General features: G+C 47.9%; 10 protein-coding genes. 7 read left to right on the forward strand and 3 right to left on the reverse strand.

The features are described 5' to 3' along the window. Nucleotides 1-8: 8 nt before the first annotated feature. The 5 genes from QFZ48_RS14525 (at nt 9) to QFZ48_RS14545 (ending at nt 8791) form a co-directional block, all read left to right on the forward strand. Complete coding sequence (locus QFZ48_RS14525; protein ID WP_429062776.1) at nt 9-1691, forward strand: RagB/SusD family nutrient uptake outer membrane protein; 1683 nt, start codon at nt 9-11, stop codon at nt 1689-1691. A 33-nt stretch (nt 1692-1724) separates the two neighbouring features. Next, entirely contained in the window at nt 1725-2858 is a 1134-nt protein-coding gene (locus QFZ48_RS14530; RefSeq protein WP_429062777.1) for a glycan-binding surface protein, read from the forward strand. Between the two features lie 27 nt (nt 2859-2885). Next, nucleotides 2886-3488 (forward strand): hypothetical protein, encoded by a 603-nt coding sequence (locus tag QFZ48_RS14535; RefSeq protein ID WP_429051506.1) that lies wholly within the window; start codon nt 2886-2888, stop codon nt 3486-3488. Nucleotides 3489-3595: 107 nt separating this feature from the next. Continuing rightward, nucleotides 3596-7753 (forward strand): hybrid sensor histidine kinase/response regulator transcription factor, encoded by a 4158-nt coding sequence (locus QFZ48_RS14540; RefSeq protein WP_429062779.1) that lies wholly within the window; start codon nt 3596-3598, stop codon nt 7751-7753. Nucleotides 7754-7765: 12 nt separating this feature from the next. Beyond that, complete coding sequence (locus QFZ48_RS14545; protein WP_429062780.1) at nt 7766-8791, forward strand: glycoside hydrolase family 5 protein; 1026 nt, start codon at nt 7766-7768, stop codon at nt 8789-8791. Nucleotides 8792-8797: 6 nt separating this feature from the next. Here QFZ48_RS14545 and QFZ48_RS14550 read toward each other — a convergent pair whose 3' ends face one another. Continuing rightward, complete coding sequence (locus tag QFZ48_RS14550; protein WP_429051501.1) at nt 8798-9436, reverse strand: Pr6Pr family membrane protein; 639 nt, start codon at nt 9434-9436, stop codon at nt 8798-8800. 153 nt (nt 9437-9589) lie between these two features. Here QFZ48_RS14550 and yhdJ point away from each other — a divergent pair, with 153 nt between their 5' ends. Continuing rightward, nucleotides 9590-10417 (forward strand): adenine-specific DNA-methyltransferase, encoded by an 828-nt coding sequence (gene yhdJ / locus QFZ48_RS14555; RefSeq protein WP_429051499.1) that lies wholly within the window; start codon nt 9590-9592, stop codon nt 10415-10417. Between the two features lie 50 nt (nt 10418-10467). Further along, nucleotides 10468-11322, forward strand: a complete 855-nt coding sequence (locus tag QFZ48_RS14560; RefSeq protein WP_429062781.1) for a tetratricopeptide repeat protein — start codon at nt 10468-10470, stop codon at nt 11320-11322. Here QFZ48_RS14560 and QFZ48_RS14565 read toward each other — a convergent pair. Beyond that, nucleotides 11317-11952 carry a DUF5710 domain-containing protein gene (locus QFZ48_RS14565; RefSeq protein ID WP_370912614.1) on the reverse strand — a complete coding sequence of 212 codons (636 nt, stop codon included), beginning with the start codon at nt 11950-11952 and terminating at the stop codon, nt 11317-11319. The two genes, QFZ48_RS14560 and QFZ48_RS14565, sit on opposite strands and share 6 nt — an antisense overlap. 79 nt (nt 11953-12031) lie before the next feature. Further along, nucleotides 12032-14689: a CHAT domain-containing protein gene (locus QFZ48_RS14570; protein WP_429062783.1), complete on the reverse strand. Its 2658-nt coding sequence runs from the start codon at nt 14687-14689 to the stop codon at nt 12032-12034. Between the last annotated feature and the right edge of the window lie 10 nt (nt 14690-14699).

Here is a 14699-nt window from a genome sequence, read left to right on the forward strand (position 1 = left end):
TGCTGGTTATGAAAAAAGGTACATTCAATATATATCACGGGGCGCTGCTGTTATCTGTGTTTTTACTGGCAGCCTGTTCAAAAGAATTTTTACGCCGTCCACCCAAAGATGCTATCGTGGATGCGGGATTTTATAAAACGGATGATCAGCTGATGGCAGCTACCGCTTTGCTATACAGTAAAGTATGGTCTGATTACAATGGCCGTTCGGCTATCAGCATCGGTGATTTCAGGGCGGGTACTGCTTATTCGGCATGGAATGATAAAGACAATGTGGAGTTTAACACCACCGCCAATACTACGGCCAATGGCGCGTCCTGGCGGTCGTTCTTTATTGTGATCGGCCAGTCCAATCTCACTATTTCCAATATCAATAAATATGCGGGTCCGGAAGTTTCTGCCAACGCTAAAAAAATGGCTATTGCGGAAGCGCGGTTTATGAGGGCGCTGGCTTACCGATACCTGGTAATGAACTGGGGAGAAGTGCCCATTATCGAAGATAACCTGAAGTTGATTTCCGATACTTCTCTCCGGAAAAATACCGCAGAAAGTGTATGGAAATTTGTGATCAGCGAAATGCGTGCTGTGGCGGAAGACCTGCCGGAAGTACCAGCCCGCGAAGGCCGGATCACAAAATGGACCGCACAAGGTATGCTCGCCCGCTTTTACCTGGCCAGGTCCGGGTTAGGAGCAAACGGTTCCGGCGCCCGTAATCAATCGGACCTCGACAGCGCCAAATACTTCTCTCAACAGGTCATCACAAAAAGTAAATATTCATTGCTGAGGAGTTACTACGACCTCTTCCTCTTTCCTTATGACAACAACACAGAATCCATGTTCTCACTGCAATGGGTATACGCACCGGGCGACTGGGGCGCCTCCAATGCTTCTCCGTCCGATCTGAACTACGATAGCAAAATGTGCAACGGCGATGGCTGGGGCGGCGATAAAAGCGCCACCTGGTGGATGATCAGCAAGTATGAAGGCTTCGTGAACTCCGGCGATACGCTCATCAGCGGCAGAACGCTGGACCAAAGACTGAAAGCCACCTTTTTTATGCCGGGCGCATACTACCCGGAAATTACAGAGAAGCTCGCAGATGGTACCACACCTAAATTAATTTACCCTTATAACACCGGTGATAACAATTTCCTCTGCATCAAGAAATATGTAACCGGCAGGGCCGCCGATGTAGGTGGACAGTCGGCGCAACAAAACTATGGTAACGATACCTACATGATGCGGTTGTCTGAAATGTACCTGATTTACGCGGAAGCGGTACTGGGTAACAGCGCCAGTACTACAGACGCCACTGCACTGGAGTATTTTAACGCCGTGCATACCCGCGCAGGCTTACCCCGTTTTGAAAAACCACTTACCGCAGATGTGATCTTTAACGAACGCATCGTCGAGTTTGCCATGGAAGGAATGGCCTGGTACGACCTGGTAGCTCTTCACTATTACAATAAAGCAAAAGCATACGCCATCTTAAACTCGCAGGACAGGGGCTTGTTTGCCACCGCGCCGGATAAAATGCCTGATCCTACATCATGGAAATGTGTGAAAACATCCTGGGCATCCTTCCGGAAAATTATTGCCAACGATGGCAACTTCCTGATTCCGATACCTGCAGCAGAACTAAGCCAGGCGCCCAATCTGAAGAAACCGGCAGTAGATTATTATAACAAGTAGGCCTATACGCTTTTTACAAAAAATAATATACTCATGCAAAAGATATATAGCTCCATAGTATTGCTCATTATGTGTATAGGAATCATTTCCTGTAGCAAAGATAATCTCCCCAACAACGGAGAGCCGCGGATCAGTTATGTCCGGCTCACAGATCCCGCTACCAGCGACTCCTTGCTCGTAGAAGCCGGGCAGGGTGTGCTGATCGCCATTGTAGGGGAGAACCTCGGAGACGCCAGGGAAATCTGGTTCAACGATCAGAAAGCCAGTCTTACACAACCCTACATTACGCCTACCGTTATCCTCGTAAGCATACCTTCCCAAATCCCGGTAGAAGTAGATAATAAACTGAAGATCATCTTCGGCAGCGGAAAAAAACTAGAGTACAATTTCCCGGTAAAAATCAGCAAACCACTGCTTACCCGGATGGATTGTGAATATGTGGCCGCCGGGGATGTAGCCGTGATCACAGGTGATTTTTTCTATGCGCCCGTAACGGTAACCTTTACCGGTGGCGCTGTTGGCGAAATAGTGGAAACAACAGATAAGCAGGTGAGAGTAAGGGTGCCTGCCGGCGCACAACCAGGGCAAATCACCGTTAAAACCAATTTCGGGGAAGCCATTTCCGATTTCTGGTTCCGCGATAACAGGAACATTTTTATCAGCAGCGACCCATTCACCGGTTGGTGGAATTCCTCTTTTGTAGTAACCAATCCGGGCGCCGGCGACCCTGCCGCTATCAATGGTAACTATATCCGCGTAAAACAACCCATCAGCAACTGGGGCTGGGTGGAGCTGGCCGGCGGACCTGCAGATGCCATGGGGCCCATCAGCAAAAATATCCCGGATGAAGCCATCCTGAAACCGGAAAACTATAACCTGAAATTTGAACTGAACACGAAGAAGCCCTACAACAATAATGCACTTAAATTTTGTGTAGGTGTGAAGAATGACGGCCAAGGCGACTTCTCCTGGATGCCTCCTTACGACACCAAAGGCGTGTGGCAAACCGTGACTATTCCCTACGAAGAAGTAACCGCCAGCTACGCCAAACAAACCGTGCAACCCAATGGGTACTACACCAGGATTGTGTTCAGCGGCGCCGGTGACCTCGATTGCGATATGTCGTTCGATAATTTCCGCGTAGTGCCAAAAGTGATTAGGAAATAAGTGTTCACAAGTTCTCAACTCATTTCAATGAAAACTATTTTATATAAACAACTGCTTTGGCTGCTCCTGCTCATCGCCGGACTGATGTCATGCAGTAAAGACGACGACGATGCCGTTAAAACGGATAAGGTAACACTCCTGAGCTTTGGCCCATCCGGGTCAAAGCCAGGCGACAAGATCGGCTTTATCGGTACCAATCTTAATAAAGTAACCGCCATCGTGCTGAAAGGCGCTACCGTAGAAGCCGCGGCCTTCTCAGAACAAACGGCCGATCATATCGTCATCACGGTGCCGCAGGAAACGGAGAAAGGAGTGGTTACCCTGAAAGCACCTGAAGGCGATATTGTATCCAAAACGGTATTGAACCTCAATGTGCCGGTAACCATTACCACGATTCCCGCTTCCGCCGCCAAAGGAGCTACGATCACCATTAAAGGCACTTTTGTAAACTGGGTAACGCGGGTCACTTTTGGGAACGATGATGCTGCAGTAACGGAATTTGTCAGCAAATCGGTGACAGACCTGGTGCTGAAGGTACCGGCCACGGCCACTACCGGCACACTGGTATTCAGCACGGACGGTACCACACCAATGGATATTGAGTCGGAAAATCCGCTGGTGATTGAATAACCCGAAAATAGCATACATTTTAAACAGAGGAATCGTATTTTCATATCGCCCGCTGTCACTACCGGCAGCGGGGATATACCTTTTTTCAATTGCGTCCGCGTTATAAGATGAAACTTACCAATATAAAATACCTGCTGTTGTTATGTATGTACTGCACGTCTGTTTCTGCACAGGATATACCGTATGCTTTCTCGCACCTGGATGTAAATAACGGGCTGTCCCATAATGGAATTACCAGCATCCTCAAAGATGCCAAAGGATTCCTGTGGATGGGAAGCCTGAATGGATTGAACCGGTTTGATGGTTCTAAATTTAAGGTATATAAACACCGGCTGAATGATGCCACTTCTCTCAGTGATAATTTTATTACCCAAATTTATGATGCCCCCGGGAACCGCCTGTGGATCAGAACACAGCTTGGCTTTTCTATCTATGATCCGGAAACAGACAGCTTCAATGATGATGTAGCCAAATTGCTGCACCCGCTGCAGGTATATGGCTACCAGGTAGAAAAAATACTGAAGGGCGCCAACGGCGATTTTTATTTTTTACATGCCGATCATGGCATTATCATTCTTAATGAACACACCAAACAAATAAAAGCCTACTGCGTTGCTGCAAACGATAGTACCTCCCTTCATTCCATTGCCATATCTGATATTGCGCTGGATGATCGCGGCGACCTGTGGATTGCATACCTCGACGGATGGGTGGAACAATTTGACACCCGTACCCGTAAAGTGGTATACAGGGCCATGCCTTTGTATGCAACCCTGGCTAAAAAGAAAGCTACCAGGTACCAGCTGTACATCGACCACCAGCAGGATATCTGGGTTTTTACCGGCAGCGGCGATGGGCTTTACTATTACAGCCCTTCGGGCAACCTGCTGAAACACTTCTATAAAGATGCACCGGAAAACAGGATCACCGCAAATGTTGTGAATGCGGTGATGCAAGATAAACAAGGCAAAGTGTGGATTGCCACCGATCCCGGTGGCATCAACCTGCTCGATAAATCAGGGTTTCATGTACAGAACCTGGTAATGGATGAACGTAATCCAAACAGTATTTCCCAAAATAGTATTACCACGCTGTACAGCGATGCAGCCGGTATGATCTGGTTTGGGACTTATAAAAAAGGAGTTAATTATTATTATCCGGATCTCTTCAAATTCCCTTTGTACAGCCATGATCCCATGAAACCGGAAGGACTCAACTACAGCGACATAAACGCATTTGCGGAAGACGCAAAAGGCAACCTGTGGCTGGCCAGTAACGGCGGCGGACTTACTTGTTTTAACCCGCAAACAGGTACTTATAAGGCGTACGTACACGATAAATCTAACCCGCAAAGCATAAGCACCAATGTGCTTGTAAGTATTTGTATAGATCATAAACAGCATATATGGGTAGGCACCTACCTTGGTGGACTCGAGTACTTCGATGGAAAAACGTTTACCCATTACCGTCATGATGAACAGAACCCCAATAGTTTGTCTGATAACAGGATCTATGAAATTATGGAAGACAGTGAACACCGTATCTGGGTGGGAACGCTGTCTGGTGGCGTAAATATTTTTGATCCGGAAACAAAAATATTCAGGCATTTAAGAAGGGAAGATTCCGTCAGCATCCGTTCAAACTACGTTTTTACCCTGCTGGAAGACCGGCGCAAGGATATCTGGATCGGCACGTCGAACGGTATTGACGTATTGCAGAAAAAGACCGGGAGGTTTGTGCATTACCAGCATGAAAATGATAATCCCAACAGCCTGGCAAATGATAATATCCTTTCCATGATCGAAGACAGCAGGGGATATATCTGTATCGGTACACGCGAGGGACTGAACATTTTTAATCCCAATACCAAACAGTTTTCCCTGTTCCGGGAAGAAGATGGATTGCCAGACAATAATATACTCGGCATCCGGGAAGATAAAAATCATAACCTTTGGCTAAGTACAGCCAACGGCCTTTCCAATGCCGTAGTGTCGGTGGAAAATGAGGTGTACAAGCTGAACTTCATTAACTATGATGTAAAAGATGGCCTGCAGGGAAAGCAGTTTAATGAAGATGCCTCCCTGGTAACCTCCAAAGGAGAAATGGTCTTTGGCGGAGGCAGCGGCTTTAATATTTTCAACCCGGCAAGTATTAAGATCAACAACATCTTACCGGAACTGGTATTTACAGATTTCCAATTATTTAATCATACCGTAAATACCGGTGAAAAAATAAATGGCAGGGTGATTCTTCCTGTTTCTATTACCATTGCCAAAAATATTGTACTGAATTATAACCAGAACTTTTTTTCGATAGAATTTGCCGCACTGGATTACCTGAACCCCGACAAAGTAAAGTATCAGTACAAGATGGAAGGGTTGGATGAAAACTGGGTAGCCGTTGATAACAAAATCCGCAAAGCCACTTACACCAATGTGGATCCGGGCAGCTATGTGTTTAAAGTGAGAACATCCACTGTACATGATACCTGGAACGAAAAAGTGCTCGCGATCAATATCCGTATCCTTCCGCCTTTCTGGAAAACTCAGGTCGCCTACATCACTTATGTGTTGCTGGTTTTAGCGGGTTTATTTTACCTGAGATACAGGGGTATCAAAAAAATACGGACGCAGTTTTTACAGGAGCAGGAAAAACAAAAAGCGCAACGGAGCCGCGAGCAGGAGAGGGAAGAAGCCAGGCGACTGCATGAACTGGACCGGCTAAAGATTAAATTCCTCACGAATGTAAGTCACGAGTTCCGGACGCCCTTGTCGCTGATCATAGCGCCACTCGATAAAATGCTGAAAGATCCGCAGCTGGCAGAACAGAACGTCCAGGTAAATATGATCAAACGCAACGTAAGACGCTTACTGAACCTGGTAAACCAACTGCTGGATTTCAGGAAGATGGAAGTGTATGAACTGAAGCTGGATGCCCGCCCGGGTGATATTATTCGTTTCATTAAAGAAGTATCTTTTTCATTTATGGATATTGCGGAACAGAAAAATATCAAGTTTGCATTTGATACCGATATTTCTTCCCTTGAAACCAGTTTTGACTATGATAAGATAGAAAGGATTTTATTCAACCTGCTTTCCAACGCTTTCAAGTTTACACCGGCAGGTGGGCATGTAGGCGTGTTCCTGAATTGTCTCCCGGCAGATGAAAGCGGCAACACCGTAACCCTCCGCATCAATGTGATGGATTCCGGCATTGGTATTCCCCCGGAAAAAGTAGATAAGATCTTTGACCGTTTCTATCAGCATGATATTCCTGCCTCGCTCATCAACCAGGGCAGTGGTATTGGTTTATCTATTACGAGGGAGTTTGTAAAATTGCATCAGGGGAGCATCCGGGTAGAATCTATTACCAATGGCGGGAGTTGCTTTATAGTAGAGCTGCCGCTGAAAACAGAACCGGCGGAAAACGGGGAGGTAGTTACAGAGAACCAGCAAACTGCCGTTACACAACGGGAAAAGAATAAGAAACCTACCATTTTGCTGGTAGAAGATAATGATGATTTCAGATTTTACCTGAAAGATAATTTGCAGGAGTACTTCTGTTTACTGGAAGCTGCCAATGGCAAAGAAGGATGGCAGAAGGCGCTGGCATTGCATCCCGATCTGATTGTGAGCGATGTAAGTATGCCTGAAATGAATGGCATGGAGCTGTGCACAAAAATCAAACAGGATAAGCGCACCTCGCATATCCCGATTATCCTGCTCACCGCATTGGTAGGCGAGGAATATCAGATAAAGGGATTGGAAACAGGCGCCAACGACTATCTCTGTAAGCCATTCAATTTTGAAATGCTGGTGTCAAAGATCCGGAACCTGCTTACATTACAAACCACTATCAAAAAAGTATATACCAAACAGGTGGAGGTGCAGGTGGCGGATATCTCCATCCAATCTGTAGATGAAAAATTTATCGCTGCCGCACTGGCTTATGTGGAAGAAAATCTGCAGAACGCCAACCTGAGTGTGGCAGAATTAAGCAGGCATCTTTGCATCAGCAGGGTATCGCTTTATAAAAAGATGTTGCTGCTCACGGGTAAAACACCGGTTGATTTCATCCGCTCTATCCGCCTGCAGAAAGCAGCACTGATGCTGGAAAAAAGCCAGCTGAGTATTGCAGAAATATCATACGAAGTGGGATTTAATACCCCGCATTATTTCACAAAATCTTTCAAAGCTGAATTCGGTGTATTGCCTTCTGCCTATATCAAGCAGTCGGGGAAAGATTCACCGAAGAAAGCAGTATAAATTATGCAGCATATGAAACGGCTCCCGTTATCTTTCTACATCATTGTGTTCTTTTTATGCGCCTTTGTCTGTGCAAAACCGGCCCGGTCGGATGCCGGCGATAAGCCTCCGAAAGACACGCTCCCGGCAGGATCACCGGTGCAGCGGTATGGCGCGTTGCATGTATCCGGCCGCTACCTGAAAGATCAGCGTAACAATACTATATCCCTGCGCGGACAAAGTTTCGGCTGGAGCACCTGGTGGCCGCAGTACTGGAACCCGGGCGTAGTGAACTGGCTGACGGATGATTTCAAAACAGATATTGTCCGCGCCGCCATGGGCGTTGATGCAACGCCTGCTTATCTGAATGATCGTGCCCGACAGCTTGCACTGCTGAAGAAAGTAATTGACGCCGCGCTGGCAAAAGGCAGCTATGTAATTATCGACTGGCATTGCGAAGCATTTCACCAGGAAGAAGCGGTCGCCTTCTTCAAATTGATGGCGCAAACGTATGGTCATCATCCGCACATACTTTATGAAATCATCAATGAACCTAATAAAACGCAAACATGGGAACAGGTGAAATCCTATGCAGCGGCGGTGATCGCCGGTATCCGTGCATATGATCCGGATAATATTATAATTGTAGGTTGCCCGCACTGGGACCAGAAGATCCGCGAAGTAGCAGATGCGCCTTTAACCGGCTACAGTAATATTATGTACACGGTACATTTTTATGCGGCGTCACATGGCCAGTGGCTGAGAGATGACTGTGCTTATGCGCTCAGCAAAAACATTCCTGTATTTGTAACAGAGTGTAACGGCTCGGAAGCTACCGGCAGCGGCCACATCGACTATCCCCAATGGGAGGCGTGGTTTACGTTCCTGGAAAGCAACCAGGTAAGCTGGATTAACTGGTCGGTGTCCGATAAGCCCAACGAGTTATGTTCTATCCTGTTGCCCGGTGCGCCCGCAAATGGGGGCTGGACAGCTGCTCAGCTCACAGCATCCGGTAAATATATCCGGGCGAAATTAAGAGGCTACAGCACCCGCCCCTGACAATAATTATTTTTTACGCGACCATAATTTCCCGACGCCAATAAAAGCCAGGGACATTAAGGTGAACAGCACGCCCATTCCAACGGCGTTTATTAATGTTTGCCGGAAACCTAAATCATTTAAGTTGATAAACGGATAAGGGTAAAAACCGGAGAAGGAGCCACGGATCAGTACAAATAAAACATAAATCAGGGGATACCAGAGCCATGGAAGGAAGTCTTTCCATTGAAGGGAACTTTTGTTCACAAACACACACCAATATAAAACAAATAGTACCGGTACGATTACATGCTGTACTTCATTTAATATTTTTTGTAATCCTTCAAATTGGTAGAGGGGGCGAAGGATCACGTTATATATCAGTGCCACAATAGTAATATACACCGTTATAGCGGTAGCGGTGGTAGTCCGTGCAAAAAATCGTCCCCAGCTGCTATTGGGCGCTACTAACAACACCGTGCTGGAAATGGCTACCATAGCATTGGTAAGCAGGGTGAAATAACTGAAATACCGGATGAAATTCTCAAACCAGGGCGCCTGGTTACTGCCGATGGTGATGAAAAACTGTGGGATCAGGGCAAACCAGGCAAAGCAGGATAAGATCGCCAGGAAAATTTTTATTGAAATGGGTTTTTTCAGGCTCATCTTCCATTAGTATTTATACGAATATAATAATATAATCCCCATTTAGTGTATTCTTGGTGTGGATCACCTTCTGACGCAGGTTTCCGCTAAAAAAGGCCAGGGTATCTTTATCTGGCCTTTTTTTAGCTAATTTTATCGGCAGAAAAGAAGGAAATGGAAGTATTCGGTAACCACAATCATACAATAATACATGGAGATGCGTTGCAGGCGCTGCAAACGCTGGTGCCGGATCATTCTGTGGATCTCATCTTCGCCGATCCTCCCTATAATATCGGCAAAAACTTTAACGGGCATATTGAAAAATGGGATACGGAAGAAGAATACCTTAACTGGTGCTATCAGTGGCTGGACCTTTGCCTAAAGAAACTCAAACCTGCCGGCAGCTTTTATGTAATGACCGCCACCCAGTTCATGCCTTATTTTGATATTTACCTGCGTCAGAAAATCAATATTCTCTCCCGCATCGTATGGAGTTACGATAGCTCCGGCGTACAGGCCAGGAAATACTTTGGGTCCATGTATGAGCCCATCCTGTTTTGCGTAAACGATAAAAACAACTACACTTTCAATGCAGCCGATATTCTCATTGAAGCCAAAACAGGGGCAAAAAGGAAACTGATCGACTACCGGAAAAGCACGCCGGCTGCCTATAACACGCAAAAAGTTCCCGGCAATGTATGGGACTTTGCACGGGTACGCTACCGCATGGATGAATATGAAAATCATCCCACCCAGAAACCTGTTGCCCTGCTGGAACGTATCATTAAAGCCAGTTCCAACCCGGGAGACGTAATCCTGGACCCGTTCTCCGGTACTTTCACTACCTGCGCGGTGGCTAAAGAGCTGGGAAGGAAGTGCATCGGTATAGAAATGCAGGAAGAATATGTAAAGATCGGGCTGCGAAGATTGCAGCTCGCAGATGAATACAAAGGCGAAAAATTACAACGTGAGATACGCTCCTTCGAAAGCGGCATCATCTGAATGGCCGCTGTACAATTCCGGTTGTACAGGGACTTTTTAAAACGGGATATATGGAATTACACGATCAGAAAATTGTGGCGGCTATTGAAGCCATCTGGGAAGAAGCAGAGGTGTTGTTTGAAAACAATGATCCTGCCAGGTATGCATTGAAGCTGGAAGAAGCCTGGGAACTGCTGCCAGCACCTAAAGAGGTGTATGACGAGAGCTATCATATTGCCCTTGCCATTGCAGAAACCTATTTCATATTAAAAGATTTTCCGGCCATGCTCCGCTGGGCAAATACCTTACAACAATGCGATCCTGCGCGTGCAGATGATGGTGAATGTGAATTTGTACTGGGTAAAGCCCGTTTTGAAAACGGAGATATGAAAGGAGCAGAAGAATATTTTACTACGGCTATGCATAAGTCGGCCGGGCGCGTATTTGAAGGAGTGGATGAAAAATACCTGCATGTATTTTCCGGCCTGGCAACTGTAGTGGAGGAAGAACTGCCGGCAGATATCCACGAAAAAGTAGAAGCTTTATCTGAGGCGGGCAACGAACTGGCGGATGCAGATGATTTTGATGGCGCCATTGCCCGGTTTACCGAAGCTTTGCAGCTCCTGCCGGAACCGGCGCGGAACTGGGAAGCCAGTACCTGGTTGTATGCCAGCATCGGGGATATGTATTACTTTAAAGGCAACTATGAGGCGGCCGCCAATAGCTTTTATGACGCCTTAAACGGCCCGGATGCACAGGCCAACGGCTTTGTGAATTTACGCCTGGGGGAAAGCCTGTATGAATTGAACCAGCATGATCAATCGCTGGAATACCTGTTAAGGGCGTATATGCTGGAAGGGAAGGAGATTTTTGCAGAAGAAGATCCCCGCTATTTTATTTTCCTGAAAACACATGTGAAATTATAGATCCGCTCTTTCTGCAAATTCATTGATGAGCCGTGCATGATCTCCGAGAGAATAAACTGCATCGATCAGGGGCGCATATTTCAGGGTATAGTTCCTGATCGTCAGCCGGGCAGCCTCTTCTCTTACAGTAGGATTAAACACGCTGCCTGCTTCATCAAACAGGAACCAGTCGCCCTGGATGCTGTCGCATGATTCGCAATGATTAGACCAGCAATGACTCCCCAGTGTATTTGACCACGCCCGTTTGTAACGCGGATAGTAATCATTCAGAAATGTTTGCAGGTTATCTGAAATGCTGGACACCTGCTGGAATACTGTAAAGAAATCCTGCGCCAGCCATACCGACTCATCCCGCTCATTCATATCTTTCTCATAAAAATAATTGCCGGCAAGCGCTATTACCCGGTTATTGTGCTGGCATTTCCAGCACGTCCTGCCAGCCTGCACAATACTTATTTCGGTGGGCAGAATAATGGCAGGATGCTTTTCCGGTATCCACCGGGCCACCTCTATGAGCCGGTCGTAGCGGTCCTCCGGTAAGTACCAGGCGCGCGCCACCTGATCCCATTGGGCGCCCATAGATGCAGCATGCTCTTTTTCCGCGTTGGGAACATTCAGTAGTAATGACATAAAAGCAGGATATGACTGAAGACTCTCTTCAATGAATTTAAGGAAAAAAAGGGGAATTCGGTGGACTGTTCATGATTCCTTAACGAATCCATTTGCGTACCAGCAGGAAGGCCGGTATCAGCAGCAGTAAAAGCAGCCAGTACCAGCAGAAACGGGAGGAAGACAGGACTGCCGCCGCCGTATTCCCCTGGAAGCTCAATGCGGCCCAGTAATAGGGAAGTTTATGCATGTCCGTTACCATGGGATCTTTAAGCCAGTTTAGCTTGGCCTGTTGCAGGGCAGTGGCGGCATTGTGTTGTATAGTGAGTTGCTCATAAAATTGTTGCATCAGCAGGGGAGCAGTGGCATCGTTTACATTCCAGTAAGCGGCTACCACTGCAGGCGTGCCACCCGCCATAAAAGCATGCGCCATACTCTGGATGCCTTCCCCGGTTACCAGGCGGCCGTCGCCGGTTTTACAGGCGCTCAGCACCACCAGGGCGGGGTGGCGGACAATACCATTCAATTCAAATAAGTAGAACGGCGCATCATACAACATGAGGTGCGGGGCAGCGGTGCTATCCTTTTGAGTGAACCCGTGCGTGCTGATATGTACAATGCCCGATTGCTCCAACGCATTCCTGAACTGTTGACTGTGTGCCTGTTCATTCACAAACCATTGCCCGTTATTTATCACCGGCGCCAGCAACTCTTTTTCTTTCATAACTCCCTGCAGGTCCGGTAATCCGGCGTGCTGCCGCGAAATAAAGAAACCGCTGAAGCCTTCGGGATTGCTATGGGCCTGCATCTGTAGGTTCCAGGTGCGCAATGAATAAGCGTAAGATACCGTTGCCTGTTTCACAAGAAAGGACCATTGCCCGATGGCGGATTTATATACAGGGTCTGTTATCAGGGCGTCCATTGGGAGTGTGTTGAGCGGACCATCCGGCATCAGCAGGTAACTGTAGCCGGCCTGTAATGGGTGCCCGGCAAATATTTGCGTATACAGGCGGTATGCTGCCTGGTGATAGGCCTTCGGATGGTTCACCATGGCAGACGCCCCTTCTTCAAAAAAATGCTGCTTAAAATAGCGGATCTCATCACGGTCCAGCGGCGTGCTATCCGCATACCGTATTCCCTGGTGATCCGATTCTATGCTGTATAAGGTATGCTCTCCCGCAAAGTAAGTCCGGATCCGCTGGCGGGGAGCCAGCCGGTGCAGCAGGCTGTCGGGCGAAAACAATTCATTGCCGTTATGTGCTGTCTGCCGTACTTTTTTCCTTAAAGTAGCCAGGTCCCAGGCCAGTCGCTGCTGGCGAAGCTGCAATAAGCTATCATTTTTACTACCGAGTAGCGCTTCTTTCCTGTAGTAGAGCTGCGCCTGCTCCAGCAGCCGGATTCGTTTTTGGATAGTATCGTTGCCGGAATGAATGGACTGCTGCTGCATTTCTTCCCACAATAACTGCGACTTGCTGTCTTCCATAAACTGCAGGATGGCCAGCTGGTAAGCTGCCTGGTGTGTGGTTTGCCAGCAGCGCCAGGCCAGTGCAATAGCGGCTTCATAACGGTAACGGCTATCTGATATAGCGGCCTCTTTGGCCGATGGGGATATATACTGGTGCCGCAACTCCCTTTCTGCGGTAAAGCTCAGGCGGTATAAGGACAGTGCTGTAGCGGGTTGCCCGAGCGACTGGTACACCGATGCTGTGGTGAAGAGGAGATCCAGCAGGGTGTATTCACCATAAACATCTTCAGTAGTAACTTTGCGTATATCCTTTCCCGGTAGTAATATTTTTGAGCAGCTATCCAGCCAGGGAAGCGCTTTTGCCGGTTGCTTACCCGAAACTTGCAACTTCGCGATACGCAGGAACAGGCGGGCCTGTTCCCTCTTTCGCAGGGTGCGTTGGCTTTCCGGCATGGACAGCGCACGGAAGTAGTATTGTGCTGCGGTTTTGGGATCAGCGAGATAAATATCGCCTGCCTGCTGATAGGCCATAAACAGCCAGTGCGTGGCTTCCGGGTTGCCGGCGGGCTGCTGTTGCAGGATGCGGATACTTTGCGCAATACTTTGCCTGGCGGCCGGAAACTGGTGTAACTGCTGGCAGGCATCTGCCTGCTCAGACAACAGCAAACCATAGGTAGCACTGTGCTTATCCGCCAGCAGCAAGCCTTCCTGGCAGTATCGAAGCGATTGTTCCAGCTGCCCCATGTTGGCGGCAGTGTTAGCGAGATTGCTGTAAGTGGCTGCAGTAGCCTGACGATCGTTGAGCTCACGGGCAAATTCCAGCGCTATGCGGTGAATAAACAACGCCTGTTCGTAGTCGCCGAGCCGCGTATAATTGTTGCCCAGCGGCTTCAGGATATATTCCAGTACTAGGCCGGGATCAGTAACGGAGGTGTGTTGCCGGCCCCATTCAAAGGCTTGCTGGTAGGCGTCTGTAGAGGAAATGATATCGCCGCTTTGCAACAGGGAATAGCCCTGGTTAATGAGCAGGTCCATCCATGCCTGTATTTCATCGGTAGACCGGGGCACCCGCCAGGCATTGGCAGCAGCTCTTTTCAGCTGTGCGGCCTTTTCTGCAGGCGAAGCGGCAGGGCATTGAATATAGGCGTAGATCCACTCATCCAGCCGGTTGGCGGCCTTGTGTTTTTTCAGCACTGCCGGTGCTGGGTCCTGCCAGGAAATCAACAGACCAGATACCGCCAGTAACAGCAGTACTTTTTTCAGGTAGGTGATATATGATCGGGCTCCAGCCATGGTATAATGG

This window comes from Chitinophaga sp. W2I13, assembly GCF_050434005.1.
Taxonomy (GTDB): Bacteria; Bacteroidota; Bacteroidia; order Chitinophagales; family Chitinophagaceae; genus Chitinophaga.

Excerpts from the sequence above, each read along its gene's own strand:
- QFZ48_RS14525 (WP_429062776.1), top strand. The coding sequence starts at position 9 with ATGAAAAAAGGTACATTCAATATATATCACGGGGCGCTGCTGTTATCT.
- QFZ48_RS14530 (WP_429062777.1), top strand. The coding sequence starts at position 1,725 with ATGCAAAAGATATATAGCTCCATAGTATTGCTCATTATGTGTATAGGA.
- QFZ48_RS14535 (WP_429051506.1), top strand. The coding sequence starts at position 2,886 with ATGAAAACTATTTTATATAAACAACTGCTTTGGCTGCTCCTGCTCATC.
- QFZ48_RS14540 (WP_429062779.1), top strand. The coding sequence starts at position 3,596 with ATGAAACTTACCAATATAAAATACCTGCTGTTGTTATGTATGTACTGC.
- QFZ48_RS14545 (WP_429062780.1), top strand. The coding sequence starts at position 7,766 with ATGAAACGGCTCCCGTTATCTTTCTACATCATTGTGTTCTTTTTATGC.
- QFZ48_RS14550 (WP_429051501.1), bottom strand. The coding sequence starts at position 9,436 with ATGAGCCTGAAAAAACCCATTTCAATAAAAATTTTCCTGGCGATCTTA.
- yhdJ (WP_429051499.1), top strand. The coding sequence starts at position 9,590 with ATGGAAGTATTCGGTAACCACAATCATACAATAATACATGGAGATGCG.
- QFZ48_RS14560 (WP_429062781.1), top strand. The coding sequence starts at position 10,468 with ATGGAATTACACGATCAGAAAATTGTGGCGGCTATTGAAGCCATCTGG.
- QFZ48_RS14565 (WP_370912614.1), bottom strand. The coding sequence starts at position 11,952 with ATGTCATTACTACTGAATGTTCCCAACGCGGAAAAAGAGCATGCTGCA.
- QFZ48_RS14570 (WP_429062783.1), bottom strand. The coding sequence starts at position 14,689 with ATGGCTGGAGCCCGATCATATATCACCTACCTGAAAAAAGTACTGCTG.